24 protein-coding genes are annotated in these 25,969 nt (G+C 74.3%); 12 read left to right on the top strand and 12 right to left on the bottom strand.

The genetic code is table 11. The features are described 5' to 3' along the window. The first annotated feature begins 11 nt into the window (after positions 1 to 11). From OG618_RS19840 to OG618_RS19830, 3 genes are read left to right on the top strand one after another with little or no spacing between them, the layout of a single operon-like run. Positions 12 to 1,490, top strand: coding sequence for a class I adenylate-forming enzyme family protein (locus OG618_RS19840; RefSeq protein ID WP_329488861.1), 1,479 nt, complete (start codon positions 12 to 14; stop codon positions 1,488 to 1,490). Further along, positions 1,487 to 2,713 (top strand): cytochrome P450, encoded by a 1,227-nt coding sequence (locus tag OG618_RS19835; RefSeq protein ID WP_329488860.1) that lies wholly within the window; start codon positions 1,487 to 1,489, stop codon positions 2,711 to 2,713. The genes OG618_RS19840 and OG618_RS19835 overlap by 4 nt, the downstream gene beginning before the upstream one ends. Beyond that, positions 2,704 to 3,636 (top strand): NAD-dependent epimerase/dehydratase family protein, encoded by a 933-nt coding sequence (locus OG618_RS19830; protein WP_329488859.1) that lies wholly within the window; start codon positions 2,704 to 2,706, stop codon positions 3,634 to 3,636. Before OG618_RS19835 ends, OG618_RS19830 begins: the two co-directional genes overlap by 10 nt. 43 nt (positions 3,637 to 3,679) lie before the next feature. Here OG618_RS19830 and OG618_RS19825 read toward each other — a convergent pair whose 3' ends face one another. The 3 genes from OG618_RS19825 to OG618_RS19815 all read right to left on the bottom strand — a co-directional run bounded on the left by OG618_RS19825 (position 3,680) and on the right by OG618_RS19815 (position 5,141). Then, positions 3,680 to 3,880, bottom strand: coding sequence for a DUF5326 family protein (locus OG618_RS19825; protein WP_329488858.1), 201 nt, complete (start codon positions 3,878 to 3,880; stop codon positions 3,680 to 3,682). 237 nt (positions 3,881 to 4,117) lie between these two features. After that, positions 4,118 to 4,786, bottom strand: a complete 669-nt coding sequence (tenA, locus tag OG618_RS19820) for a thiaminase II (RefSeq protein WP_329488857.1) — start codon at positions 4,784 to 4,786, stop codon at positions 4,118 to 4,120. A 37-nt stretch (positions 4,787 to 4,823) separates the two neighbouring features. Next, positions 4,824 to 5,141, bottom strand: a complete 318-nt coding sequence (locus OG618_RS19815; protein WP_329488856.1) for a cupin domain-containing protein — start codon at positions 5,139 to 5,141, stop codon at positions 4,824 to 4,826. A 105-nt stretch (positions 5,142 to 5,246) separates the two neighbouring features. Between OG618_RS19815 and OG618_RS19810 the strand changes: the two genes are divergently transcribed. Further along, positions 5,247 to 5,624: a phage holin family protein gene (locus OG618_RS19810; RefSeq protein ID WP_329488855.1), complete on the top strand. Its 378-nt coding sequence runs from the start codon at positions 5,247 to 5,249 to the stop codon at positions 5,622 to 5,624. Positions 5,625 to 5,727: 103 nt separating this feature from the next. Here the strand turns inward: OG618_RS19810 and OG618_RS19805 are convergent, their stop codons facing one another. Next, the gene (locus OG618_RS19805) at positions 5,728 to 6,147 is read right to left on the bottom strand and encodes an SsgA family sporulation/cell division regulator (protein WP_329488854.1); all 420 of its coding nucleotides are present in this window, start codon (positions 6,145 to 6,147) and stop codon (positions 5,728 to 5,730) included. Between the two features lie 292 nt (positions 6,148 to 6,439). Between OG618_RS19805 and OG618_RS19800 the strand changes: the two genes are divergently transcribed. Further along, a complete protein-coding gene (locus OG618_RS19800; RefSeq protein WP_329488853.1) occupies positions 6,440 to 6,967 on the top strand; it encodes an NUDIX hydrolase in 528 nt (175 codons plus the stop codon). Positions 6,968 to 7,024: 57 nt separating this feature from the next. On the opposite strand, the gene OG618_RS19795 is transcribed toward OG618_RS19800, so the two are convergent. From OG618_RS19795 to pdhA, 4 genes are all read right to left on the bottom strand, one after another. Further along, entirely contained in the window at positions 7,025 to 8,662 is a 1,638-nt protein-coding gene (locus OG618_RS19795; RefSeq protein WP_329488852.1) for a globin domain-containing protein, read from the bottom strand. A gap of 223 nt (positions 8,663 to 8,885) precedes the next feature. Then, positions 8,886 to 10,238, bottom strand: a complete 1,353-nt coding sequence (locus tag OG618_RS19790; RefSeq protein WP_329492183.1) for a dihydrolipoamide acetyltransferase family protein — start codon at positions 10,236 to 10,238, stop codon at positions 8,886 to 8,888. Positions 10,239 to 10,243: 5 nt separating this feature from the next. Continuing rightward, positions 10,244 to 11,206 (bottom strand): alpha-ketoacid dehydrogenase subunit beta, encoded by a 963-nt coding sequence (locus tag OG618_RS19785; protein WP_329492182.1) that lies wholly within the window; start codon positions 11,204 to 11,206, stop codon positions 10,244 to 10,246. Positions 11,207 to 11,289: 83 nt separating this feature from the next. Further along, entirely contained in the window at positions 11,290 to 12,432 is a 1,143-nt protein-coding gene (gene pdhA / locus OG618_RS19780; RefSeq protein WP_329488851.1) for a pyruvate dehydrogenase (acetyl-transferring) E1 component subunit alpha, read from the bottom strand. A gap of 148 nt (positions 12,433 to 12,580) precedes the next feature. On the opposite strand from pdhA, the gene OG618_RS19775 reads away from it, so the two are divergent. Continuing rightward, a complete protein-coding gene (locus OG618_RS19775; RefSeq protein ID WP_329488850.1) occupies positions 12,581 to 13,042 on the top strand; it encodes an Lrp/AsnC family transcriptional regulator in 462 nt (153 codons plus the stop codon). A gap of 326 nt (positions 13,043 to 13,368) precedes the next feature. Here OG618_RS19775 and OG618_RS19770 read toward each other — a convergent pair whose 3' ends face one another. Continuing rightward, entirely contained in the window at positions 13,369 to 13,953 is a 585-nt protein-coding gene (locus OG618_RS19770; RefSeq protein ID WP_329488849.1) for a TetR/AcrR family transcriptional regulator, read from the bottom strand. Between the two features lie 126 nt (positions 13,954 to 14,079). Between OG618_RS19770 and OG618_RS19765 the strand changes: the two genes are divergently transcribed. The 3 genes from OG618_RS19765 (at position 14,080) to OG618_RS19755 (ending at position 18,877) form a co-directional block, all read left to right on the top strand. Then, positions 14,080 to 15,348 (top strand): hypothetical protein, encoded by a 1,269-nt coding sequence (locus OG618_RS19765; RefSeq protein ID WP_329488848.1) that lies wholly within the window; start codon positions 14,080 to 14,082, stop codon positions 15,346 to 15,348. A 148-nt stretch (positions 15,349 to 15,496) separates the two neighbouring features. Further along, the gene (gene paaN, locus OG618_RS19760; protein ID WP_329488847.1) at positions 15,497 to 17,197 is read left to right on the top strand and encodes a phenylacetic acid degradation protein PaaN; all 1,701 of its coding nucleotides are present in this window, start codon (positions 15,497 to 15,499) and stop codon (positions 17,195 to 17,197) included. 150 nt (positions 17,198 to 17,347) lie between these two features. Continuing rightward, the gene (locus tag OG618_RS19755) at positions 17,348 to 18,877 is read left to right on the top strand and encodes an FAD-dependent monooxygenase (protein WP_329488846.1); all 1,530 of its coding nucleotides are present in this window, start codon (positions 17,348 to 17,350) and stop codon (positions 18,875 to 18,877) included. A 42-nt stretch (positions 18,878 to 18,919) separates the two neighbouring features. Here OG618_RS19755 and OG618_RS19750 read toward each other — a convergent pair whose 3' ends face one another. Further along, positions 18,920 to 19,486 carry a CGNR zinc finger domain-containing protein gene (locus OG618_RS19750; protein WP_329488845.1) on the bottom strand — a complete coding sequence of 189 codons (567 nt, stop codon included), beginning with the start codon at positions 19,484 to 19,486 and terminating at the stop codon, positions 18,920 to 18,922. 262 nt (positions 19,487 to 19,748) lie between these two features. On the opposite strand from OG618_RS19750, the gene OG618_RS19745 reads away from it, so the two are divergent. Further along, complete coding sequence (locus OG618_RS19745) at positions 19,749 to 21,908, top strand: protease pro-enzyme activation domain-containing protein (RefSeq protein WP_329488844.1); 2,160 nt, start codon at positions 19,749 to 19,751, stop codon at positions 21,906 to 21,908. 243 nt (positions 21,909 to 22,151) lie between these two features. Further along, a complete protein-coding gene (locus OG618_RS19740) occupies positions 22,152 to 23,180 on the top strand; it encodes a hypothetical protein (protein WP_329488843.1) in 1,029 nt (342 codons plus the stop codon). Positions 23,181 to 23,229: 49 nt separating this feature from the next. Here OG618_RS19740 and OG618_RS19735 read toward each other — a convergent pair whose 3' ends face one another. Together OG618_RS19735 and OG618_RS19730 are read right to left on the bottom strand one after the other, a co-directional pair. Next, positions 23,230 to 23,562: a DMT family transporter gene (locus OG618_RS19735; RefSeq protein ID WP_442906829.1), complete on the bottom strand. Its 333-nt coding sequence runs from the start codon at positions 23,560 to 23,562 to the stop codon at positions 23,230 to 23,232. Positions 23,563 to 23,590: 28 nt separating this feature from the next. Next, positions 23,591 to 24,121 carry a TetR/AcrR family transcriptional regulator gene (locus tag OG618_RS19730; RefSeq protein ID WP_329488841.1) on the bottom strand — a complete coding sequence of 177 codons (531 nt, stop codon included), beginning with the start codon at positions 24,119 to 24,121 and terminating at the stop codon, positions 23,591 to 23,593. A gap of 652 nt (positions 24,122 to 24,773) precedes the next feature. Here OG618_RS19730 and OG618_RS19725 point away from each other — a divergent pair. Beyond that, a complete protein-coding gene (locus OG618_RS19725; protein ID WP_329488840.1) occupies positions 24,774 to 25,964 on the top strand; it encodes an aminotransferase class I/II-fold pyridoxal phosphate-dependent enzyme in 1,191 nt (396 codons plus the stop codon). Positions 25,965 to 25,969: the final 5 nt, after the last annotated feature.

Genomic DNA, 25,969 nt, shown 5'->3' with positions numbered 1-25,969 from the left:
AGGAGGGCCCCGTGCTCGACCGGCTCGCCCACGCCCTGCGCACCGTCCACCCCGACCGGCCCGCCGTCCTGGGCCGCGGCCGCACCGGCGGCACCAGGGTCCTGATCCGCCGCGGCGAACTCGCCGACCTGGCCGACCGCTACGCCGCCGCCCTGCACGCCCGCGGCCTCGGCCCCGGCGCCACCCTCGGCGTCGCCGTCCGCCCCGGCCCCCGGGCGCTCGCCGTCCTGCTCGCCGCCCACCGGCTCGGCCTGCGCGCCGCCGTCCTCGACCCGACCGCCGGGCCGGACGTGCTGGCCGCCCGGCTCGCCCTGGCCCGGCCGGACCTCGTGCTCGCCGACGCCGCCGCCCAGGCGGTGGCGGGCTGGGCCGGGCCGCTGGCCCGCCGCGCCGACCTAGCACTGCCCCGGCTGTCGGCGCTCGGCCCGGTCGCCACCCTGGGCCGCCGGCTGCCCGGCTGCGCCCCCCGGCTCGCGGTCACCGGCGGCGCCGCGCCCGCGCCCCGCGACGGCGGCGCGGACACCGACGCGGTGATCGTCTTCACCTCCGGCACCACCGCCCGCCCGCGCGCCGTCGTGCACACCCGCGAAGGCCTGGCGGCCGGTCTGCGCACCGTCACCGACCTGGTCGACCCCCGCCCGGGCAGCACCGTGCTCGGCGGCACCTTCTTCGTCCTGGTGCCCGCGCTGGCGGCCGGCGCCGCCGTCGCCCTGCCGGCCCGGCGCCCGCGGGCGCTGGCCGGCCAACTCGCCCGGCTGGCACCGGCCCAGACCTACCTCACCCCGCCCGCCCTGCGCGCCGCGCTCGGCGCCGGGGCCCGCTTCCACGGCCGGGTCTGGACCGGCTCCGCGCCCGCCGACGCCGCCCTGCTGCGCCGGGTCAAGCAGGCCGGCGCCGACCAGGCCTGGGGCGTGTACGCGCTCACCGAGCTGTTCCCGGCCGCCGCCGTCGAAGAGGCCGGGAAGAGCGCCCACACCGGGCCCGGGGACCTGGTCGGCGCACCGCTGCCCGGGGTGCGCACCGGCCTCACCCCGGAGGGCGAGCTCCTGCTCACCGGCCCGGGCGCCCGGCACCGCTACCTCGGCGAGGAACCCGACCCCTGGGTCCGCACCGGCGACCGGGCCACCCTCGCCCCGGACGGGCGGATCGTGCTCGCCGGCCGGCTGAAGGACATGGTGCTGCGCCGGGCCGAGAACATCTACCCGGGTCTGTACGAGCCCGCGCTGCACCTGCCGGACGTCGAACTCGCCGTCCTGGTCGGGGTCCCGGCCGCCGGCGCGCCGGGCGACGAACGGCTGGTGGCCCTCGTCCAGCCGCGTCCCGGCGCCGATCCGCGGCGGCTGCGCGCCGCCCTGAGAGGCCCGCTCGACCGGATGGGCGGCGCCCGCCCGGACGCCGTGCTGTTCGGGGAGGTCCCGCTGGCCGGGCGCTCCCGCAAGCCCGACCGGGCGGCGGCCGCCGCCCACTGCGCCCGGGAGCTGTCCGCATGACCACCGACCGCGGCACCGGCCGCGCACCCGCCCCCGCGCCCGCCCGCGCACCCACCCCGACGCCCGGCCCCACGCCCACCCACGCACCCGCCGCCCACGCACCCGCCGCCGACCGGGCCGCGCGCCGCCGCGACCGCCGGGTCTACCTGCGCAGCCACCCCGTGCTGTTCGCGCTGCTCTGCCTCACCCGCCGCCGCCCGGTCGTCCGGCTCGGCCGTACCGTCCTGGTCCACGGCACCGAGGCCTACCGCGAGGCGCTCACCCGCGTCCCGCTCGACCGCACGGCGGCCGGCACCACCGGTGGGGCCGCCGCCCGACTCACCGGCGGGGGGCTGCTGTTCGACCAGGAGGGCGCCCGGCACCGCGCCGCGCGACGGGCGGTGGCGGCCGACCTCGGCACCGGAGCACTCGACCGGATCCGCCCGCACTGGCAGGCCGTGCTCGCCGAACGCGTCCCCGAACTGGCCACCAGTTCACTCGAACTCGTCACCCTGGCAGAGGAGTTGGCCGGAGTGACGGCGGCCGCGCTGACCGGCTCCGGCGCCGACCCGCGCACCCTCGCCCAGGCCTGCGCCGCCGTCGCCGCGGCCACCGCCCGGGACCACCTGCCCGGCCCTCGGCTGCCCGGCCGCCGGAGGGCCGGAGCCACCGCCGCCGCCAGGGCGGCCGACCTCACCGCGCTGCTCCCGGACCCGCTCGACGCGATGCTCACCGTCGCCGCCGTCACCACCACCGTCGCCGCCCTGCCCCGGGCCGCCGCCTGGTGCGCCGACGCCGGCCTCTGGACCGGGGTGGACGCCGGGACGGCCCCCGGCCTGGCCGCCGAACTCCTCCGGCTGACCGCGCCCTCGCCACTGCTCCCCCGGGTCACCGCCGCCGACGCCACGCTGGCCGGCTGCCCCGTCCGGGCCGGCGACCGCCTGGTCCTGGTCGCCCGGCACGCCGCCGGGGCCCACCGGACCGGACCGGCCCCCGGCCCGGCCGCCACCCAGGCCGTCTTCGGCGCCGGCCCGCACGCCTGCCCGGGCGCCGGCCTCGCCCGGGCCCTGCTCACGGACGTGCTGCTCGCGCTGGCCCCGCACCGCCCGGTGGTCGTCCGGGCCCGGGTCGACCGGCGGTCCGCGCTCCCGGGCTACGCGGAGCTCACCGTCCGGCGCGCACCGGAGCCCGGGGCGGCCCGTCCCACGACACCCGAGCGGCTTGAGGAGTCCCGATGCGGATAGCCGTGACCGGCGCCGGCGGCTTCTGCGGCTCGCACGTCGCCCTCGCCGCCGCCGCGCTGGGCCTCGACGTGCTCTGCTACGGCCGGTCCCCCGGCCCGGTCGGCCGCCACGTCCACTGGGACGCCACCACCGGCGACCCCGACCTGGCCGGCGCCGACCTGGTGGTGCACTGCGCCGCGGCCGTCGCCGACCTCCCCCGGGGCTCCGCCGGCGAGGCCGGGCAGTACGCCGTGAACGTCACCGGTACCGCACGGCTGCTGCGCGCCGCCGCCGGCCGTCCGGTGGTCCAGGTGAGCAGCGCCAGCGTCTACGACCCCCGGATCGGCCGCTCCTGGATCATGGAGCACCACCCCACCGAGGGCGGCCACCTCAACGCCTACGGGCGCACCAAGGCGGCCGCCGAACGGCTCGCGTTGGAGGCGGGCGCCGTCGTCCTTCGCCCACGCGCCGTCTACGGGCCGGGCGATCCGCACCTCGCGCCCCAACTGCTGGCACGGGTGCGGCACGGACTGCTGCTGCTCCCCGGCGGCGACGTCCGGATCAGCCTGACCGCCGTGCAGAACCTCGCCGACGCCTGCCTGGCCGCCCTGGGCCTGACCGGCGGCCGCGCCTGGACGCCCGGCGCGTACAACATCGCCGACGACCGGCACTACCGGCGCGACGACGCCGTCCGCCGGGTGCTCGCCGCGCACGGCGTGCGGGCCCGGATCGGCCACGTGCCGACGCCGCTCGCCCGGCTGGCCGCCCGGACCGGCCGCGTCCCCGGGCTGACCCCGTACGCGGTCGACCAGCTCGCCACCGGCGTCACCCTCGACCTCGGCCGGTCCCGGACCCAGCACTGGCGGCCGCTCTGGGACCTCGACACCGTCCTGCTGCTCGACCGGGCCACCGCCGCCGCCCGGGGCGCGTCCGCCGACGACTGACGCCCGCACCCCCGAGGGGGTACGGGCGTCCGGGACCGGCGGCTCAGCTCCTGGCGGCCTTCTTCACCAGGATCACCACGGCGGCCGCGATCCCCACCACCACCAGCAGCTTGATGACCAAGCTCAGCAGCGCGCCCACCACGCCGAAGACGAACCCGATGATGTTCCAGGCCAGGATCAGCACCAGCACCGGAACGACGATATTGCGCACCCACGAGGGCAGCGACTTCCAGAACTCAGCCATGTCCGTTCCTTCTCTCCCCTCGGGCCGGCTGCCGTCCGGTGCCGCATCCCGCTTGCTTCGATACTTCGATCGTACGGTGACGCACGGGTCGGAACGAGGGCCGATGGCCCGGAGAGAACCCGGAGATCACCCCTACTCCGGCCCCCGGGGAGACCCGGGGGAGGACGCCCGAAAGGGCACCCGGAAAGGCCCCGGAAAGGCTCGGGGGAACGGCCCGGACGCCGGCCCCGGAGGGTGTCAGACCGGCCAGGTCTCGCCGCGCCAGGCGGCGTCCCAGAACATCCACTCGTACCGCGAGGTGGTGGTGAAGTGCTCCACCACCCGGCGGCGTTCGGCCGGGGAGATCTCCTCGCCGAGCCGGTCGGCCAGCGCGAGGACGCGGCGCACCACGGACTGGAAGGCCTCGTCGCCGTAGGTGGCGATCCACTTGGCGTACAGCGGGTCGGGGGAGCCCTCGGCCAGCAGCCGGTCGCCGACCCGGGCGTAGATCCAGTAGCAGGGCAGCACGGCGCCGACCGCCTCCGCGAAGGAGCCGCCGTACACCGTGGCCAGCAGGTAGCTGGTGTAGGCCCGGGTGGTGGGCAGCACCGGCTCGGCGGCGGCCTGTTCGGCGTCGGCGCCGAAGGCCGTCATGAACTCCGCGTGCATGCCCTGCTCGGCCGCCAGCGCGCCGACCGCGTCGTCCGCGAAGGCCCGCACGTCCTCCTCGCCGGGCGCCTTGGCGGCGCAGACGGCGAGCGCACGGGCGTAGTCGCGCAGGTAGTGCGAGTCCTGGACGACGAAATGGCGGAACGCCTCGCGCGGCAGGGTGCCGTCGGTGAGGCCGCCGATGAAGGGGTGGTCGAGGATCTCGGCGTAGACCGGCTCGATCGCCGCCCAGAGTTCTTCCGTCAGGCTCAGGCTCATGCCCCGACCCTAGCCGGACCGCCGCGGGCCCCGGCCGTCAGTCCTCCGGCGGGGAGAACACCACCAGGACCCGCAACTCCTCGGTGACGTGGTGGAACCGGTGCGGCACTCCCGCCGGGACGTAGACCACGGTGCCGCGGGCCACCGTGGTGGTCTCGTTCCCGACGGTCAACTCGGCCCGGCCGCTGACCACCTGGTAGATCTCGTCCTGGGCGTGCGCGGTCTGCGGGTCGGTGGCGCCGGGGGAGAGCGCGTAGAGCCCGGCGGACATCCGCGGCTCGCGCAGGAAGCGCAGATAGGCACCGTCGTTGGCGGCGCGCTCGGCGTCGAGTTCGTCCAGCCGGAACAGCTTCATCGGGGGTGCCCCTCCTCGTCCTTGGCCCGGGTCCAGGGGGCATTCAACACCAAACATGCCGGTCGGGCGCTTCCCCCGCCCCGACCGGCCTGGGACGCTGGCCCCATGAAGGGTTTCGTCATCAAGACACTTATCAACGCGGCCGCCATCTGGGTGGCCGCCTGGATCGTCTCCGGGATCACGCTGACCGGCGACGACTGGCAGAGCAAGACCCTGACGGTGATCGCCGTCGCACTGATCTTCGGCGTGGTCAACTGGCTGATCAAGCCCGTGGTCAAGCTGTTCTCGCTGCCGCTGTTCATCCTCACCCTGGGCCTGATCACCTTCGTCATCAACGCCCTGATGCTCTGGCTGACCTCCTGGGCCTCGGACAAGCTCGACCTGGACTTCCACGTCGACGGCTTCTGGGCGGCGCTGTTCGGCGCGCTCATCATCAGCCTGGTCTCCTGGGGCCTCAACCTGGCGCTCGGCGACGACGACTGAGCGACGCGCCGCCGTCCGCGTGCCCGGGCACGCGAAAGGGGCCCGCACCCGGTTCCGCAGGGGGACGGGCCCCTTCGTCCCACCGTCGCCGGCGGGCGACCGGTCACCGCTCGCAGCCTCCGAGGATGTCGGCGAGCTGCGCGTCGATCTCCCCGCCGGTCAGCTCCCGGCCCCTCGGCACCAGCCGGTCGGTCCGCGCGAGGAAGGCGGTCAGCGGCGCCGCGCAGGCGCGCAACCGGGCATGTCCTTCGGGGGAGCGCAGCACGACGCAGACCTCCGAGAGCTCCTCGCCGACCGGGTGGACGTGCACGTCGCCCTCGCCCGTCGGCCGGGCGACCCCGTCGAACAGCAGCTCCCGGGCGAAGACCCAGGTGACCGGGGCGTCGCCGGGCAGGTGGAAGGTGAGGCGGACCGCGAACGGGTCGGCGGGGTCGTACTCCAGCTCGACCACGAGGCGGAAGGAGAGCTCGGTGGAGACCACGAGGCTCATCACCAGGTGACCCTGGACTGTGCTGTGCTGCATGGCGCCAGTACCTCTCGTTCTGCCCGGCCGGGTGGCTGGTCGCTCATCGCAGCACAGGCCGGGCGCGGCTGCAATCACTCTCCGACCGTTCGATCGACAAATTCCTTTGGATTGAAGGTAACGGTGGAGATCAGTTCGATATTTTGAAGATCACGTGAACATTCACCTTGGCTATCCAAGATCCATCGGCGCTGTGAACACGCCCCGAACGGACGCACCCGAGCAGGTACGAGTTTCGGGCCGGTCGGCGTGCGGGAGACTCCCGCACAACGCTCCAGCCCCGGAGGTGGCCATGCGCACCCCGCCCCGACCCGTCGTCAAACGCACCGCGCGGGCGATCCTGCTGGAGCTGGACCCGGCCGATCCCCATGGACCGGCCTCGATCGTGCTGATCAAACGCACCCGGCCCGGCTCCCCGCACCCGTACTGGATCACCCCCGGCGGCGGGGTCGAGAGCGAGGACCGCACGGTCACCGACGCCCTGCACCGCGAGGTGGACGAGGAGCTCGGCGGCAAGGTCGTGGACCTCGTCCCCGCCTTCGTCGACACCATCAGCCACACCCACCACGACGACGGCACGCTGCTCCACCCGCACGGGGTCAAGGTCCAGCACTTCTTCGTCTGCCGACTCGCGTCGATGGACCTCGACCGCCGGCACGGGCCGGAGGTGGACGAGCCCAACGGCGAGTACGAGGTGGTCCGGGTGCCCTTCACCCGGGAGGGCGTCACCTCGGTCAACGTCGTCCCGCCCAGCCTGCGGGCGTACCTGGCGGCCAACATCGAGGGCGTCCGGGCCCTGCTCGCCCCCGACTTCGACTGACGGGCCCGGGGCCCAGGGCAGGAGCCGGAGCCGGAGCCGGGCGGTCCGGCTCCCGGCTCAGCCCGCCGCCAGATCGCCGACCAGGTCGTGCCGGATCCGCTCGGGCGCCACCCCGGCCCGCAGCAGCACCCCGGCGCCGCGCCGCACCATCGCGGCCGGCCCGCCCAGAAAGGCCTCCCGGTCCGCCCACGGTCCGAACCGGCCGACCACCTCGGGCAGTTCACCGGTGAGCATTCCGCCGCCCGGCACCGGACCACCGGCCTGCGGCCCCGGCCCGGACAGCACCGGGTGCACCGACAGCCAGCGGTGGCGCTCGGCCAGCGCGCGCAGCGCCGCCAGCTCGTAGAGTTCGGCGGCCCGCCGGGCCCCGTAGAAGACGTCCACCGCGCGGCCCGCCGCGCCGTACTCGGCCACCTCCTCCACCAGCGCCTTGATCGGGGCGATCCCGGTGCCGCCGCCGAGGCAGAGCAGGTCCGCCCCGGACGTGTGGTCGACGGTCATCGTGCCCGCCGCCGGGCCCAGCCGCAGCACCGAGCCCGGTGCGGCCCGGTGCACCAGCGCGTTGCTCACCCAGCCCGCCTGGACGGCCTTGACGTGGAGGGTCAGCAGACCGTCCGGCCGGGGCGCGGAGGCGAACGAGAAGTACCGCCAGACCCGCGGCCACCAGGGCGTCTCCAGACTGGTGTACTGGCCGGCCCGATACGGATAGGCCTGGTCGGGGCGGAGGGTGAGCACCGCGACGTCCGGGGTGCGCAGCTCGTGCCCGACCACCTCGGCCTGCCACCAGGGCGGCGAGGTACGGGCGTCATCCTCGGCGGCCTCGATCATGATCGAGGAGACCAGCCGGTAGACCCGCCGCCAGGCCAGCTCGGTCTCGGCGTCCCAGCGGCTGCCCGAGTACCGGGCCAGCGCCGCCACCAGGCACTCCCCCACCGGTCCGTAGTGACCGGTCAGGGTGCCGTACCGGCGGTGGCCGCGCCCCAGGGCGCTCAGGTAGCCGCGCAGGCCCTCCGGGTCGCCGGCGCTGCGGGCGGCCATCAGCAGCGCGCGGAAGAGCCGGTCGCGCTGGACGTCCATGGCGGCCGGGAAGAGCGCGCGGACCTCGGGGTGGTGCAGGAAGATCAGCGCGTAGAAGTGCGCGGTGGCCCGGTCGGCGACCGGCTCGACCACGGCCAGGCTGGCCCGGATCAGCTCGATGTCCCGGGCGGTAGGCGGCTGCTGCGCGGCGGCGGACCCGGGGCCGGACACGGCGGGACCGGGGCCGGACACGGCGGCGGGCACCGGCTCGGGTGCGGTCGCCCCGCCGGCCACGGCCGCGACCGGCGGCCGGGCGGGATCGCCGCCCACGGCGGTCCAGTTGAGGCCGGGGGCCCGGGTGAACAGCGGCTCGATCGCGGGCACCGGCGGCCCGGCGGGCGTCGACGGCGCCGGGATCGCGGGCGGCCGGGCCGGCGGGTCGGGGATCGCCACCCGCGGCGCCGCGGCGGGGGCCGGGACGGGCGGAGCCACCGGCACCGGGGCGGCGGAGACCGGCGGGAGGTCCGGCGGGTCCAGCGGCATCGGCGGGACGGCCGCCGCCGCGGTCGGCACGGTGTCCGGGGCCGGCTCCGGGCCGGAGTCCGGCATCCCCGGGACGGCGGCAGCTCCCGCCGAGCCGTGTCCGGTGCGGACCAGGAGAGTTCTGCGTGACTTCACCGCAACGTTTCGAGTACCCAAGAGAATCGTTTCGCCTCCGGCCGGCCTGTGCCACCACCTGGCTTGTTCCTGCTGACGCCTAGGCAGCGTGGCACGCCCGAAGTGCTCATCCGACAAATCGCGCGAAGGCCGGACACCCGCCCCCCGTACGCGCTACTCTCGCTCGATCTGCGGTCGCCCTGGGTGTCCGGGCGGCCACCCAAGGCGACCGCCCGGACGCCGGTCACAACTGCCGCAGCAGCATGCCCGGTTGCTCGACGCAGTCCGCGACGAACCGCAGGAACCCGCCCGCGGTACCGCCGTCGCAGACCCGGTGGTCGAAGGTGAACGACAGCTGGGTCACCTCGCGCACCGCCAACCCGCCCTGGTGAACCCAGGGTTTGGCGACGATCCGGCCCACCCCGAGCATCGCCGCCTCGGGATGGTTGAGGATCGGGGTGGAGCCGTCCACCCCGAACACCCCGTAGTTGTTCAGGGTGAAGGTCCCACCCGTGAGCTCGGCCGGGGTGAGCGCCCCGGTCCTGGCCGACTCGGTCAACCGCGCCAGTTCGGCACCGAGTTGCTCGGTGCTCAGCCGCTGGGCGTCGCGCACCACCGGAACGACCAGGCCCCGCTCGCCCTGGGCGGCGAAGCCAAGGTGCACCGCGGAGTGCCGAAGGATGCCCGAACCGTCCTCGGTGACACTGGAGTTGAGTTCGGGGAAGCGGGCCAGCGCCACCGTGCAGATCCGGGCGAGCAGCGCCAGCACGCTCACCTTCGGCCCGGGCGTGGCATTCAACTGCCTTCGCAGCGCCATCAGTTCGGTGGCGTCCGCGTCGACCCAGCAGGTCGCCGCCGGGATCTCCCGGTGACTGCGGGTGAGCTTCTCGGCCACCGCCCTGCGCAGACCGCGCAGCGGCACCACCTCGGCCCCGGCCGGCGCGGTCGCCCCGTTGGACACCGGCACCGCCGCCGGCGCACCACCGGGGGCCAGCGCCGCGATCGCCCGTTCGACGTCCGCGCGCATGATCAGACCGTCCGGCCCGCTGCCGGTCAGTGCCGCCAGATCGATCCCGTGCTCCCGAGCCGACCGCCGGACCAGCGGCGAGATCACCGGCACCACCACCGGCGCGACGGCCACGGCCACGACCGGCGGAGCGGCGGGCGCCACCACGGCCACCGGCGCGGCGACGGCCGTCGGAGCAGCCGCCAGAACAGGCGCCGGAACAGGCGCCGGAGCGGTGGCCGGAGCCCCGACCCGGCGGCGCCGGCCGCCCTTGTCCGGCTCCGCGACCCCGTACCCGACCAGCGGACGCTCCACCTCGGCGGACGGGGACGGCGCGCCCGCGGCGGGCGACACCGCGACCGTCACCAGCGCCGCGCCGACCGCCACCTCCTCGCCCGGCTCGCCGTACCGGGCGGTGACCACCCCGCCGTACGGGCAGGGCACCTCGACCACCGCCTTGGCGGTCTCCACCTCCACCACCGGCTGGTCCACGGCGATCACCTCACCGACCTCGACCATCCAGCGCACCACCTCCGCCCCGGTGAGCCCCTCACCGAGGTCGGGCAGCGTGAACTCGCGTACGACCGGCATCATCCTCAGGCCTCCCACTGCAGCCGGGCGACCGCGTCCAGGATCCGGTCCACCCCGGGGAGGTGGTGGTGCTCCAGCATCGGCGGCGGGTACGGGATGTCGAAGCCGGTGACCCGCAGCACCGGGGCCGCCAGGTGGTGGAAGCAGCGCTCGGTCACCCGGGCGGCGATCTCCGCACCGGTGCCGCCGAAGCCGGTCGCCTCGTGCACCACCACGGCCCGGCCGAGCGAGCGCACCACCCGGCAGACCGTCTCGTCGTCGAACGGGACCAGGGTGCGCAGATCGAGCACCGCGAGGTCCCAGCCCTCGGCCTTGGCCGCCTCGGCCGCCTCCAGGCAGACCGGCAGCGACGGGCCGTAGGTGATCAGCACCGCCGACGTCCCGGTCCGCCGCAGGACGGCCCGTCCGATCGGCTCGACCGGCGCCGCCGGGTCGAACTCCGCCTTGCCCCAGTAGAGCCGCTTGGGCTCCAGGAAGACCACCGGGTCGTCCGAGGCGATCGAGGCCCGCAGCAGCCCGTAGGCGTCCGCCACCGTCGCCGGGGTGACCACGTGCAGCCCGGGGGTGCTGGTGTAGTAGGCCTCGGAGGCGTCGCTGTGGTGCTCGACCCCGCCGATGCCGCCGCCGTACGGGATGCGCACGGTGATCGGCAGCGGCAGCCGCCCGGCCGTGCGGTTGCGCATCTTGGCGACGTGCGAGAACAGCTGCTCCAGCGCCGGGTAGGCGAAGGCGTCGAACTGCATCTCGACCACCGGGCGCAGCCCGTACATCGCCATGCCGATCGCGGTGCCGAGGATGCCGGCCTCGGCCAGCGGGGTGTCCAGGCAGCGGTCGGCGCCGAACTCGGCGGTCAGGCCGTCGGTGATCCGGAAGACGCCGCCGAGCGCGCCGACGTCCTCGCCGAGCACGTGCACGGCCGGGTCCGCGCGCAGGGCGTCCCGCAGCGCGGAGTTGAGCGCCTGCGCCATGGTGGCGGTGCGCGGACCGGCCGGGGCAGGTCGCGCGGGGGGCCGGCCGAGGGTGGCGGCGGGCGACGGTTGGGCGGTGTTGCTCATGGGTGCTGCACCTCGGCCTCGGCGGCCAGCTCGGCGGACAACTGGGCTGCCTGCTCCCGCAGTTGCGGGGTCGGCTCGGCGTACACATGGGCGAACAGCGCCATCGGGTCCAGCTCGGCGTCGGCGTGGAACTCGGCCCGCATCCGGGCCGCCAGAGCCTCCGCCTCCTCGGCCGACTCCTGCACCAGGGCGTCGTCCAGCAGGCCGATCCGGCGCAGGTGCCGCTCCATCAGCAGGACCGGGTCGTGCTCCCGCCAGGCCGCCACCTCGGTGTCGTCCCGGTAGCGGGTGGCGTCGTCGGCGTTGGTGTGCGCCTCGACGCGGTAGGTGAGCGCCTCGACCAGGGTCGGGCCGCCACCGGTCCGGGCCCGCTCGACCGCCTCGGTCAGCACGCTGTGCACGGCGGGTGCGTCGTTGCCGTCCACCAGCCGGCCCGGTATCCCGTAGCCGACCGCCTTGTGGGCGAGCGTCGGCGCGGCGGACTGCGCGGTAAGCGGGACGGAGATCGCGTACCCGTTGTTCTGGACCAGGAAGACCACCGGGGCGTTCAGCACCGCGGCGAAGTTCAGCGCCTCGTGGAAGTCGCCCTCGCTGGTGCCGCCGTCGCCGAGCAGCGCCAGCGCGACCACCGGGTCGCCGCCGAGCCGGGCGGCGTGCGCGAGGCCGACGGCGTGCGGGGCCTGGGTGGCCAGCGGGGTGCAGAGCGGCGCCGTCCGGGTGGCCAGCGGGTCGTAGCCGGTGTGGGCGTTGCCGCGCAGCAGGGTCAGCGCCTCCAGCGGGTCGACGCCGCGGGAGACCACCGCGAGGGTGTCGCGGTAGCTCGGGAAGAGCCAGTCCTGCTCGCCGAGCGCCAGCGCGGCGGCGACCTGGCAGGCCTCCTGGCCGGTGGACGCCGGGTAGACGGCCAGCCGGCCCTGCTTGGTGAGGGTGGTGGCCTGCTGGTTGTAGCGGCGGCCGACCACCAGGCGGCGGTACAGCTCGCGCAGCAGCGCGGGGTCGTACTTCTCCAGCTCGGGGGTGCCGAGCACGCGGACCGGTGAGGCGTCCGGAAGCAGCGGGGCCGGGTCGCTGCGCGGGGCGGTCGCCCCGGGCAGCCAACCGGGCACCGCCGTGTGGTGTCTGTGATCGAGAACGGTCATCTCGGGCACCTCCAGGGGTAGCGGGGGCTCCCTACCGATTGTTCGGTCGTCTGTTCATCTTGACCAGAAGCGTGACAAGGTGGTGGACAATCGGCCCGGGTGGCGGTCGACTGGTGGCAGTGCGTCCAATCCGTGGGGGTGGGGGGTCATGTCGGCTGAACAGACGTCCAGACTCGACCGTGTCGACCGGGCGATCCTGCGGCTGCTGCAGCAGGACGGTCGCGCCTCGATCCGCTCGGTGGCCGAGCGGGTGCACGTGTCCCGGGCGAATGCGTACGCCCGGATATCCAGGATGGTCGAGGACGGCGTCATTCGCGGCTTCACCGCCCGCGTGGACCACGAAAAGGCAGGTCAGGGCGCATCCGCCTACGTCACCCTGAAGATCGTGCAGAACTCCTGGCGGACGGTTCGCGAGCAGCTGCTGGAGCTGCCCGGCGTCGCGCACATCGCGCTGGTGGGCGGAGACTTCGACGTGCTGCTGCTGGTGCACACCGCCGACAACCACGCGCTGCGCGAACTGGTGCTGGGCAGCATCCAGTCCATCCCCCAGGTGCTCGGCACCCGCACCATGCTGGTCTTCGAGGAGACCGACCAGGTGCCGCCCCTTTGATTGGGCGCCCGCTCGCCTCCGGGGCGCTTCGACCCGGCGCCGACGGTCGGCGCTCAGTGTCCTCGCCCGCTCGCCTCCGGGGCGCACTGGGCCGGGGCGACCGTTGGGGGCCAGGCGGGCGTCCCCTGGGACGGGGTAGTGCCCGGGCGGGGCGACCGTTGAGGGCCCGGCGGGCGTCCCCTGGGCCCGGGTAGTGCCGGGGCGGGGTGACCCTTGGGGGACCGGTGGAGCGTCCCCGGGCCCGATGAGGGCCGAGCCGGGTGCCCTTTCGGGACGGGTGGGTGGCCCTTTGGCGCGGTACCTTCCGGCCCCGGCCCCTCCCGGTGCTACCGGGCGCGGAGGCCGTCGAAGGCCAGGTGGACCACCGCGTCCGCGACGCCGTCGGCCGCCTTCACGCCGGGCCGGTACCACTCCACGATCGAGTTGATCATGCCGAAGAGCAGCCGGGTGGCCAGCCGCGGCTCGACGTCCGCCCGCAGCGAGCCGTCCGCGACGGCGGCCCTCAGCAGCTCGGCCACCTGGTGGTCGAAGTCCCGGCGGCGCTCCAGCGCCCACTGCTCGGTCACGGTGTTGCCCCGCACCCGCAGCAGCAGGGTGACGTACGGCAGCTCGGTGAGCAGCACCTCCGCGGTGCGCCGGACCACGTGCTCCAGCCGCTCCACCGCGGGGCCCTCGACCGCGCCCGGTTCGGCGAGGATGCCGAAGAGCCCGTCCAGGGCCCGCCCGACGGCCAGCCGGAGCAGTTCCTCCTTGCCGCGGACGTGGTGGTAGATCGAGGACTTGGAGATCCCGGCCGCCCGGGAGAGGTCCTCCATCGAGGTGCCGTCGTAGCCGCGCTCGTTGAAGACGTCGACGGTCACCGCGAGCAGCGACTCCACGGTGTAGGCGGTACGCGTGGTGTGATCGGCCATCCTCCGAGTATCCCCGGCCCCGCTGCGCCCGATGCGCCCGGGTCCATTGGTCCGCACCAACAGCGCGGCCGACGGCCTAGAATCTGCGGACCAGCGTCCACGGCCAGCAGGGTGGGGTCCAGTCTCATGAGCGCAATACCGGCAGTCGCCTCCGACGTGCCCGAGCAGCGCAGCGAGGAGCCGGGGGACGCGGCGCGGGCCGACTGGCGCGAGCGCGGCCGCGCCCTGGTCCTGCGCTTCGGGCCGGCCGTGTGGTGCTACGCGGTGCTCAAGCTGATCGGCTTCACCGTCTTCATGAAGCTGCTCTCCTTCTCGGGCGACTACGTCAAGAAGCACCCGCGGTTCGGCGGCGGCGCGAACCCCTGGGACGTGCTGGCCAGCTGGGACGGCTGGTGGTACCAGCAGATCGCCCAGTTCGGCTACCACCCCGCGCTGGTCCCCGTCCCGGGCGGCCTCCCCGGCTTCACCGTCGAGCAGAACTCGGCCGCCTTCTTCCCGCTCTACCCGGGGCTGATGCGGCTGGTCTCGGACGGCACCGGGCTCGGCCTGTACGGCGCCGGGATGCTGGTCTCGGTGGTGGCCTCGCTGTTCGCCGCGGCCGGGATCTACGCGGTGGTGGACCAGCTGGCCGGCCCGCGCGCGGGCGTGATCGCGGCCGGGCTCTGGGCGATCGCCCCGGGCTCCGGCGCCGAGTGGGCGCTCTACTCCGACTCGCTGTTCGTCGCGCTGGCGGCCTGGGCCTGCTACTGCGTGATGACCGGGCAGTGGATCGCCGCCGGTGTGATCACGCTGGTCGCCGGCCTCAACCGGCCGACCTCGGCGGCCCTGATCGGCGCCGTCGGCCTGGCCGCGCTGGTCGAGCTGTACCGGCGGGGGAGCGGCGTCGCCCGCCCGGTGGCCGCGATGCTGCTGGCCCCGCTCGGCCTGCTCGGCTACGTCGGCTGGGTGGGCTGGCGGACGGGCGAGTGGGGCGGCTACTTCAAGCTCCAGCACGATGCCTGGCTGCACTACTTCGATTTCGGCCACGGCACCTTCGAGGCGATCCGCGGCGTCCTGCTGGGCCGTTCGGACTACCCGTTCGCCTGGCCGGTGACCGACCTGCTGGCCACCCTGATCGTGCTGACCCTGCCGGTGCTGATCGTGCTGCTGGTCCGGCTGCGTCCGCCGCTGGTGCTGACCGCCTACACGCTGGCCACCATCGTCTCGGTGCTGGGCAGCCTGGGGATCTTCGGCAACACCTCGCGCTACCTGCTCCCGGCCTTCCCGCTGCTGATCGCCCTGGCGGTGGCCATGCGCAAGCTGAGCTGGCCGGTGCTGGCGACGGTGCTCGGCACCGGCGCGATCGCCTCCGGCTGGTACGCCGGGTACGTCATCTTCGAGCTCGGCATCCCGTAGACCGGTACCCCGCTCCGCCCCGGGGGCGCGTCCGCTGCGGACGCGCCCCCGCGCGTTCTCCGGATCCGACCCGCACACCCTCTTGAGCCGACCGATCGTTCGGTTACTCTGTGACGTGTCCCGTCCTCCCCTCTGAGGAGCGCACACCATGTCCGCAGCGGTCACCCACCCCCTCGTCGCCGAGCTGGTCGAACGCCACCAGGCCACCCTGGACGCCGCGCTCGCCGCCGCCGCGTCCCGCGACTACTGGTCGCCCTACCCCGAGTTCCCGAAGGCCTACGGCGAGAGCGGCGCCGCGGACGGCAAGGCCGCCTTCGAGGCGCTGCTGAACCTCCCGTTCGCCCTCGACGGCCACCCGGCCGACGGCGACCTGATCGGCGGCGAGGCGTCCCCGTACGGCGTCGAGATGGGCATCGGCTACCCGCACGCCGACGCGGACACGCTGATCGCCGCGCTGCTCGCGGCCCGGCCCGGCTGGGCCGCCGCGACCCCGCTCACCCGCGCCGCCGTCTGCCTGGAGATCCTGGCCCGGATCAACGCGCGCTCGCACGAGTTCGCGCACGCGGTGATGCACACCACCGGCCAGGCCTACGGCATGGCCTTCCAGGCCGGCGGCCCGCACGCCCAGGACCGCGGTCTGGAGGCGGTCACCTACGCCTACGCCGAGCAGACCCGGCTGCCCGCCAGCGCCGGCTGGACCAAGCCGCAGGGCAAGCGCGACCCGCTGGTGATGACCAAGGAGTTCACCGTCGTCCCGCGCGGCCTCGCGCTGCTGATCGGCTGCAACACCTTCCCCACCTGGAACGGCTACCCCGGTCTGTTCGCCTCGCTGGCCACCGGCAACCCGGTGCTGGTCAAGCCGCACCCGCGCGCCGTGCTGCCGCTCGCGCTGACCGTGCGGACCGCCCGCGAGGTGCTCGCCGAGGCCGGCTTCGACCCGAACCTGGTCTGCCTGGCCGCCGAGCACGAGGGCGGCACCGTCGCCCAGACGCTCGCCGTCCGCCCCGAGGTCAAGCTGATCGACTACACCGGCTCGACCGCCTTCGGCGACTGGCTGGAGGAGAACGCGCGCCAGGCCGAGGTGTACACCGAGAAGGCCGGCGTGAACACCGTGGTCGTCGACTCCACCGACGACTACCGGGGCATGCTGGGCAACCTGGCCTTCTCGCTCTCGCTCTACAGCGGCCAGATGTGCACCACCCCGCAGAACCTGCTGATCCCGCGCACCGGCATCGACACCGACCAGGGCGCCAAGTCCTACGACGAGGTGGTCACCGACCTCGCAAGCGCGATCGAGGGCCTGCTCTCCGACGACGCCCGCGCCACGGCCGTGCTCGGCGCCGTGGTCAACCCCGGTGTGCTGCAGCGCTCGGTGGCCGCGGCCGGCGGCGAGTACGGCGAACTCGCCCTCGCCCCGCGGGTGGTGACCTCCACGGAGTTCCCCGCCGCGACAATCCGCACGCCAGCGCTGGTCAAGCTGGACGCCGACAAGCCGGACGACCGCGCGGTCCTGCGCGACGAGTGCTTCGGCCCGGTCTCCTTCGCCGTCGCGGTGGAGTCCACCGCCGCCGCGGTCGAGCTGCTGCGCGACACCGTCCGGACCCAGGGCGCGATGACCGCCTCCGGCTACACCACCTCGTCCGAGGTCGAGGCCGCGCTGGTCGAGGCCGCGCTCGACTCCGGCGTCTCGCTCTCGCTCAACCTCACCGGCGGCGTGTACGCCAACCAGACCGCCGCCTTCTCCGACCTGCACGGCACCGGCGCCAACCCGGCCGCCAACGCCGCCTACTGCGACGGCGCCTTCGTCGCCAACCGGTTCCGCACCGTGGAGATCCGCCGCCACAGCTGAGCCGATCCGGTTCCGGGCCCCGGCGGTGCCACGCCGGGGCCCGGTTCCGTCCCGCGGGAATTCACAGCCCCGCCCGCGCCAGCGATGATGGAGGCCGGGAGGGCGCCCGGACCGGCGTCCAACCTCCGTCCGAGCACCGGGAGCTGACACATGACCGCGAAGCAGACCGTCACCGACGTCCTGATCGTCGGGGCCGGACCGACCGGCCTGCTGCTGGCCGGGGACCTCGCCACTGCCGGGATCCGGGTCACCGTCCTGGAGAAGCGCGACACCGAGTCCAACCTCACCCGGGCCTTCGCGGTGCACGCCCGCAGCCTGGAGCTGCTGGACGCCCGGGGCCTGGCCGACGACCTGATCGCCACCGGCCGCCCGCTCAGCTCGCTGCGGCTCTTCGACCGGCTCCGGGTCGACCTCGCCGCCCTGCCGAGCCGCTTCCCGTTCGTCCTGATCACCCCGCAGTACCACACCGAACGCCTCCTCCAGGAGCGCGCGCTGAAGGCCGGCGCGACCCTCCTGCGCGGCGCCGAGGTGGTCGGGCTGCGGCAGGACGCCGAGGGCGTCACCGTCGAGACCCGCCCCCGCGCCCGCAGCGGGGAGGCGCCCGCGGACGGCACCACCGAGACCCACCGGGCCGCCTACGTGGTCGGCACCGACGGCGTCCACTCCACCGTCCGCGACCTGCTCGGCATCCCCTTCCCCGGCGAGTCGGTGGTCAACTCCGTCGTCCTGGCCGACGTCCGGCTGGACCGCGCGCCCGACGAGTTGCTGACCGTCGGCGCCGGCGAGGGCGGCTTCGCCTTCCTCGCGCCGTTCGGCGACGGCTGGTACCGGGTCATCGCCTGGGACCGCGCCGAGCAGCACGCGGACGGCGCCCCGCCCTCGCTGGAGCGGATCGCCGAGATGACCCGCACCGCCCTCGGCGAGGACTACGGGCTGCACGACGCCCGGTGGAGCTCCACCTTCCACAGCGACGAGCGGCAGGTGCCGAACTACCGCTCCGGCCGGGTCTTCCTGGCCGGCGACGCGGCGCACTGCCACTCCCCGGCCGGCGGCCAGGGCATGAACACCGGCCTCCAGGACGCCGCCAACCTCTCCTGGAAGCTCGTCGCCGCCGTCCGCGGCCACGCCACCGACGCCCTGCTGGACACCTACCAGACCGAGCGGCACCCGGTCGGCAAGTCGGTGCTGCGCACCTCCGGCGCGCTGATCCGGCTCGCCCTCGCCCAGTCCGCTCCCACCCGGGTGCTGCGCGGCGCCCTCACCACGCTGGCCGACCACCTGGACGTGGTCGCCGAGCGCGGCGCCCGGACGGTGTCCGGGATCGGCATCCGCTACGCGGCGCCGAAGGACGCCCACCCGCTGGCCGGCCGGCGCGTGCCGGACCTGCGGCTGACCGCCCTGGAGGAGGCCCGGGAGGACGGGCCGGCCGCGCCCGAGCGGCTCTACGAGGCACTGCGCGCGGGCACGTTCGTGCTGGTCAGCAATGACCAGCTGCCCGCCGCCGAGCCGTGGGCGGGCCGGCTGCAGACCGTCGCGCCGGCCGACCCGCACGGCAAGCTGCGTGACACCGTGCTGCTGGTCCGCCCCGACGGCTACGCCGCCTGGGCCGCCGTCGACCCGGGCCAGGGCGAGGTCCGCGCCGCGCTGGCCCAGTGGCTCGGCGCCCCCGACCAGGGCTGAGGACCGCGTGCGGGGGCGGTTCACCGCCCCCGCACGCCGGCCTTAGGCGCGCGCCTTCTCGTAATGCCGTGCCGCTTTCGCGCGGTTTCCGCACACCGCCATCGAGCACCACCGCCGGCGGCCGTTCTGCGATGTGTCGAAGAAGTGCAGAATGCAGGCCTCGTGGGCACATTTCTTGATCCGGAGGGTGCCCCGGGCGAGCAGGTCGAGGAAGTCGTCGACCGCCAGCCAGGCCGCCAGCCACTGCGGCCCGTCCACCTCGACGTGCGCCGCCGGCCCCGCCGGACCGAGCTCGCGCCGCAGCCGCCCGTGCCGCAGCACCTCGTTCAGACCGGCCGCCGCGGGCGCCGTCACCTCACCCCGGGCGTCCAGGTCCCGGACCGCCGCGGCGAGCGCCTCCCGGGCCTGCCGCAGCGCCACGAGCCCCGCGTCGTCGGCCTCGCAGCGGTCCGCCAGCCCGGCGGAGGAGAGCCAGACCCCGAAGCCGTCCGGCCGGTCCAGCAGGTCGTTCACCGGGCTGCCCGCCCACCGCGTGTTGAGCAGGTCGAGCGCGAGCGGCTCGCCGGTCAGCGGGCGGGGGTCGCGCGGGTCTGCCGTCCGGTCGGTCATCGGGTACTCCCTCGGTCTCGCCCGGTACCCGATTCTACGTCGCCCGCGGCCGCCGAATCGGGGCGGTCCGGAGCGTGAATTCCGGCCGTTAACTGTATGAAGACTCCTCCATTCCGTTCTCCACAGTTGACTGTTCTTTAGCAACGAATTGCTTGACCATAAGCCAATTCCCGGAACCGCTCTGTCATGTTCTAGCCAGCGTTTCACCCCAGAGACGCCCTGGCCCCTGCCGGCCCCCACATGCCGGCCAGAGGAGGATTCCGTGCGCCCTCGCTCCCTCGCCCTCGTCGCGGCACTCGCCGTCCTGCCGCTGTCCGCGGTCTCGCTCGGCGTGACCGCCGCGCAGGCCGCCCCGGCCCCCAACGCCGCCGCGCCGCGCGTCTCGCTGCCGAACACCGTGACCCCCGCGGTGGCCCGTTCCGAGAAGAAGGGCGATGTCCCCGCCGAGCAGCAGCTCTCCGTCGCGGTCAGCCTGAAGCTGCGCGACACCGCCGAGCTGGACCGCTTCCTCGCCGCGATCGCCACCCCCGGCGCCCCCGAGTTCGGCACCCACCTGACGCCGCAGCAGTTCACCGACCGGTTCGGCCCGACCCAGGCCGCCGTCGACCAGGTCCGCGGCTATCTGACCGCCCAGGGCCTGACCGTCTCCGCCGTCAGCGACAACCGCCAGGTGGTCGACGCGCACGGCACCGCCGAGCAGATCGCCAAGGCCTTCGGCACCCACGAGAGCGCCTACCTGGACCCGCAGCAGCAGCGCACCTTCTTCGCCAACGACGCGGCGGCCTCCGTGCCGGCCGACCTCGCCGGCGTGGTGCAGGGCATATCCGGCCTGAACAACCACACCGTCCGCACCACCCGCAACGTGAAGCCGTCCACGCCGGCCGCACCGAACGCGGTCACCGCCGCCCCCAGCGGCTTCGGCCCGAGCCAGTACGACGGCGCGTACAACCTGAACAAGACCGGCGCCGACGGCACCGGCGTCAGCGTCGCGCTCTGGGAGTTCGACGGCTACAGCTCCAACAACCTGAAGACCTACGACAGCCAGTACGGGCTCACCGGCCCGGCCGTCTCCACCGTGTCGGTGGACGGCGCCAACTACGACTCCTCCCCCGGCGAGGGCCAGGGCGAGGTCGAGCTGGACAGCGAGATCGTGCGCGGCGTCGCCCCCAAGGCGACCCAGCTGGTCTACGAGGCCCCCAACAGCGACCAGGGCGAGATCGACATGGCCGCCAAGATCGTCGCGGACAACCGGGTCTCGGTCATCTCCATCTCCTGGGGCTCCTGCGAGCCCGACACCACCGCCTCCTCCATGACGGCGGTCGACAACTCCTTCAAGCAGGCCGCCGCCCAGGGCATCTCGATCTTCTCGGCCTCCGGCGACGACGGCTCGCGCGACTGCACCCGCTCCACCAGCGGCTCCTCCGTCAAGGCGGTCGACTTCCCCGCGTCCAGCCCGCACCAGACCGGCGTCGGCGGGACCAACCTCAAGGTCTCCGGCAGCGCCTACTCCTCCGAGAGCGCCTGGAGCACCGCCGGCGGCGGCGTCTCCACCGTCTTCGCCAAGCCGAGCTGGCAGACCGGCACCGGGGTGAGCGGCACCATGCGCACCGTCCCGGACGTCTCCTCCAACGCCGACCCGGCCAGCGGCTTCGCCATCTACACCGCCGGCGGCTGGCAGGTCTACGGCGGCACCAGCGCGGCCGCCCCGCTCTGGTCCGGCTACGCGGCGCAGTTCAACCAGAAGGCCAAGGCGGCCGGGCAGCCCGTCCTCGGTGAGGCCAGCCCGCGGCTGTACGCCGTCGCCAACGGCAGCGGCTACGGCACCACGTTCCACGACGTGACCACCGGCAAGAACCAGGACTTCTCCACCAAGGCCGGCTACGACCAGGTCACCGGCTGGGGCAGCCCGATCGCCGACGCCCTGGACGCGGCGCTGCTCGGCGGCACCACCACGCCGCCCACCGGCGGCTGCACCGCGGCCCAGCTGATCGGCAACGGCGGCTTCGAGACCGGCACCGCCGCGCCGTGGACGGCGTCCACCGGCGTCGTCGACAACGCCTCCGGCGAGGCCGCGCACGCCGGCTCCTGGAAGGCCTGGCTGGACGGCTACGGCAGCGCCCACACCGACACCCTGGCGCAGACCGTGTCGATCCCGGCCGGCTGCAAGGCCACGCTCTCCTTCTGGGTGCACGTCGACACCGCCGAGTCCGGCTCCACCGCGTACGACAAGCTGACCGTCCAGGCCGGCTCGACCACGCTGGCCACCCTGTCCAACGCCAACGCGGCCACCGGCTTCGTCCAGAAGTCCTTCGACCTGTCGGCCTTCGCGGGCCAGACGGTGGCGGTCAAGTTCACCGGCACCGAGGACGCCTCGCTCAAGACCAGCTTCGTGATCGACGACGCCGCGCTCAGCGTCTCCTGATCACCTCCGCGACCCCACGCTGTCGGGGCGGTCCGCACCGGGACCGCCCCGACGGCGTGTTTCCGTTCTGTTTCAAGATCGATAACCCTGTGGCCCACCCCTCGTGACCACTGTCATACGCACGACTGATGACGTAGCCTCTCGACCGTGCATAGGGTTCCCCACAGCTCGGTGAAGCCGTTCACGGCGCCCTCCGGCGCCGGACCGACCGCGCCGAACCCGCTTGCTGGGGAAGGTAACCGCATGGGCTCACAACACCCCCAGGACGCCCGGCTCCGGCTGGTCGGACCGCGCCCCGGCGCGCCCGCACCCGCCGCCGTGCCCCCCGCCGCGACCGCCACCACACCCGCCGCCGCCCCGGGCACCGGCCGGCCCGCCCCCGCCGGGGGCTTCGCCGACACCCTGCACCTGGCCATCGAGGCCAGCGGCCTGAGCCTCGACCGGATCCGCGCCGCTCTCGCCCAACGCGGGGTCAGGGTCAGCGTGACCACGCTGAGTTACTGGCGGCGCGGCCGCAGCCAGCCCGAGCGGGCCAGTTCACTGCGCGCCGTCCACCTGCTGGAGGAACTGCTCGGCCTGCCGCACTCCACCCTCTCCGCCCTGCTCGGCCCGCCGCGCCCGCGGGGCCGCTGGGCCGCCGCCGCCAACACCGCGCACCTGCGGCTGGAGGACGTCTGGCCGGGCGAGCAGCAGATCGCCGAGGTCTTCGCCGAGCTGGACGCCCCGCCGGTCGGCGAGCTGGAGCGGCTCTCCATCCACGACTCGTACTACGTCGACGCCGAGCGCCGCGGCAACCTGCTGCGGATGCGCCAGGTGGTCCGCGCCACCGTCGGCGGCGTCGGCCGCTGCCTGGTGGTGCACAAGGCCGACGAGGAGGCCACCGGCTGCCCCGAGATCACCTCGGTCCGGCACGGCCGCCTCGGCCGGGTCCGCCGCAGGCCCAAGGCCGGCCTGGTGGTCGGCGAGCTGATGCTGGACCGCCCGCTCGGCCACGGGGACAGCACGGTCTTCGAGTACGAGGTGGAGATCCCGCCCGGCGGCCCGACCATGGAGTACAGCCGCCGGTTCGCCATCCCGGTGCGCGAGTACGTGCTCCAGGTGCACTTCGACCCGGCGGCCGTGCCCGTCCACTGCGAGCGCTACGACCGCGCTCCGGGCGAGGACGTCGACCGCCGCCGCGAGCAGCTGTGGATCGGTGCCTCGGCCAGCGCCCACGTGCTCGCCCCCGACCAGCAGCCCGGCCACGTCGGCATCCGCTGGGAGTGGGAGTAGCGGGGCGCACCCCGCGGCGGGGCGCCGGGCGGCGCCCCGGGTCAGGAGCTCACTCGTGGCTCAGCCCGCCGCCGAGGTACATCACCGCGACCCCGCCGACCACCAGCACGGCCCCGATCAGCGAGGCCGGTTTGACCGGCTCGCCGAACACGACCGCGCCGCCGACCAGCGCCCCGACCGTGCCGAGCCCGGACCAGACGGCGTACACCGGGCCCACGTTCAACGACTTCAGCGCCTGGGCCAGCAGCACGAACGCGGCGACGTAGCCGATCGCGACCACCACGCTGGGCGCGAGCCTGGTCAGTCCGTGCGAGGCCCGCAGGGCCAGTGTCGCCGTCACCTCGGCCGCGATGGCCGCTCCCACCAGCAGGTACGCCGTCATGTCCGTCCCCCGTCTCGTTTCGGATGACCTAGCTTCTGCCGCCGGCGAGGTCGACCAGCAGCTTGCGCAACTCACGGTGCAGCCCGTCGTGCGGCGGGCTGAGGTCGAGCAGGCGGGCCGACCACCAGCCGTCCACGGCCATCCGCACGAGGGTGGCCACGGCCGGGTCCAGGCCGTCCTCGACGAGCCGCCGCTGCCAGCGCTCGTAGCGGGACCGCAGCACGTCGAGCAGTTCCGGACCGCCGGCCGCGGCGAGCAGCGCCACCGGCACCTGGTCCGCCCCGCTGGTGTCCCCGGCCGGTGACTCCTCCGGGATGCTCGCCTCCAACCAGGCGAGCGCGAAGGCGCCGGGAGGCGCCTGCGGCCCGGGCAGTACGGCCTCGAACCGGTCCGCCAGCCGCTCGACGACCCCCTGGACGAGCGCCCGCTTGTTGGGGAAGTGGTGCAGCAGCCCGCCCTTGCTGACGCCGGCCTCGACGGCCACCGCGTCCAGCCGCACCGCGTCCAGACCTCCCCGCACCAGCAGCCGCTCGACAGCGTCGAGCAGATGATCACGCACCGTTCCGTCCCTCTCTCCGTGTCACGGACCGTCCAGACGGTCGGCGCCCACCCTAGCAGAACCGATGTGACTCGCCGGTAATTCCAAGCGGCCCGAAAGAGACGGGTGTTGACAGCCCGGAATGGAGCGTGCTTACGTTTCCTCGGCCGAAAACAGGCGAGATCCCGGGGATCCCCGCCCGGCCACCTCAAGATTCATGCGCACGATGATCGAAGAAGCGGCGCCGGGATTTTTCTCCGCGCCAGGGGGAACGCTGTTCGACATCCACGGGGGATCATGCGAGACATACGGATTCGACGATGTCCGCGCAGGCCGGCAGCCCACGAGCACTAGCTGACAACACGTCAACAAGGCTGAGGCGTAGGCTGTTCGCGCCGCCTCAACACACCGTCGGCTCATCCGCCATGCCCGGTCGTGCTTCGACGACCACGCCCGGGGCCGCTGCGCAACGACGCGCACCGCACCGGGGCAGGCTTCCGCACGGCCCCGTCCGATGCGGCCGGCCCGGCCATGCCCAAGCGGCGGGTATTCCGTTCAAACCAGGGTCAAAATTCGCGTGAACCGATGCGTCGAATACGCCGATCATCGAATTCGAGGGAATCTGGTGGACATTTTCTCCAAGGTATCCGACTACCGTGCTGCCCGGGATGCCATGGCGGCCGGGATCTATCCCTACTTCCTCCCGCTCACCGGCCACGAAGGCACCACGGTCACCCTGGGTGACCGTGAGCTAGTGATGTGCGGCTCCAACAACTATCTGGGTCTGACCTCCGATCCCCGGGTCAGAAAGGCGGCCGCCGACGCGCTCGACCGGTACGGCCCGTCCTGCACCGGATCCCGCTTCCTCAACGGGAACCTCGACCTGCACGACCAGTTGGAGAGCGAACTCGCCGACTTCTACGGCAAGCCCGCGGCGGCCGTGCTCTCCACGGGCTACCAGGCCAACCTCGGCACGATCAGCGCCCTGGCCGGCCGCGGCGACGTCGTCTTCGCCGACCGCGACGCGCACGCCTCCATCGTCGACGGCTGCCTGCTCAGCGGCGCCAAGCACCGGCGCTTCCGGCACAACGACGCCCGCGCGCTGGACCGCGGCCTGGCCGCCGTCCCGGCCCAGGCCGGCAAGCTGGTCGTGGTCGACGGCGTCTACTCGATGGAGGGCGACCTCTGCGCCCTGCCGGAGATCGTCGAGGTCTGCGAGCGCCACGGGGCCCGGCTGATCGTCGACGACGCGCACGGCCTCGGCGTCCTCGACCAGGGCCGGGGCACCTGCTCCCACTTCGGCCTCACCGACCGGGTCGACCTCATCACGGTCACCTTCAGCAAGTCCCTGGCCTCGCTCGGCGGAGCCGTCGTCGGCGACGACGACGTCATCCACTACATCAAGCACCACGCCCGCAGCCTGATCTTCAGCGCCTCCGCGACCCCGGCCAGCATGGCCGCCGCGCTGACCGCGCTGCGGATCCTGCGCGAGGAGCCCTGGCGCCCCGAGCGGGCCCAGCAGAACGCCGACCACCTGCGGGCCGGCCTGCTCTCCCTCGGCATCAGCCCGGGTGAGAGCAGCACCCCGGTGATCCCGCTGCGCACCCGCGGGGTCGTCGACACCCTGCTGCTCTGGCGCCGGCTCATCGACAAGGGCGTCTACACCAACCCGGTGGTGCCGCCGGCCGCCTCGCCCCGACTGCGGCTCAGCCTGATGGCCACCCACACCACCGAGCACCTGAACCGGGTGCTGGACGCGCTCAGCGACGAGACGGCCATGTTCCTGCGCGACGGCGAGCCGGACGCCACCGACGAGCTGGCCGAGCTCGCGGAGCTCGCCGACTCGTCCGCCGCCCGGCCGTGAACCGG

It is taken from the genome of Kitasatospora sp. NBC_01246 (assembly GCF_036226505.1).
Lineage (GTDB): Bacteria > Actinomycetota > Actinomycetes > Streptomycetales > Streptomycetaceae > Kitasatospora.
The sequence above is the reverse complement of the archived record's forward strand: the minus strand, read 5'-3'. Positions and strand labels throughout refer to the sequence as shown.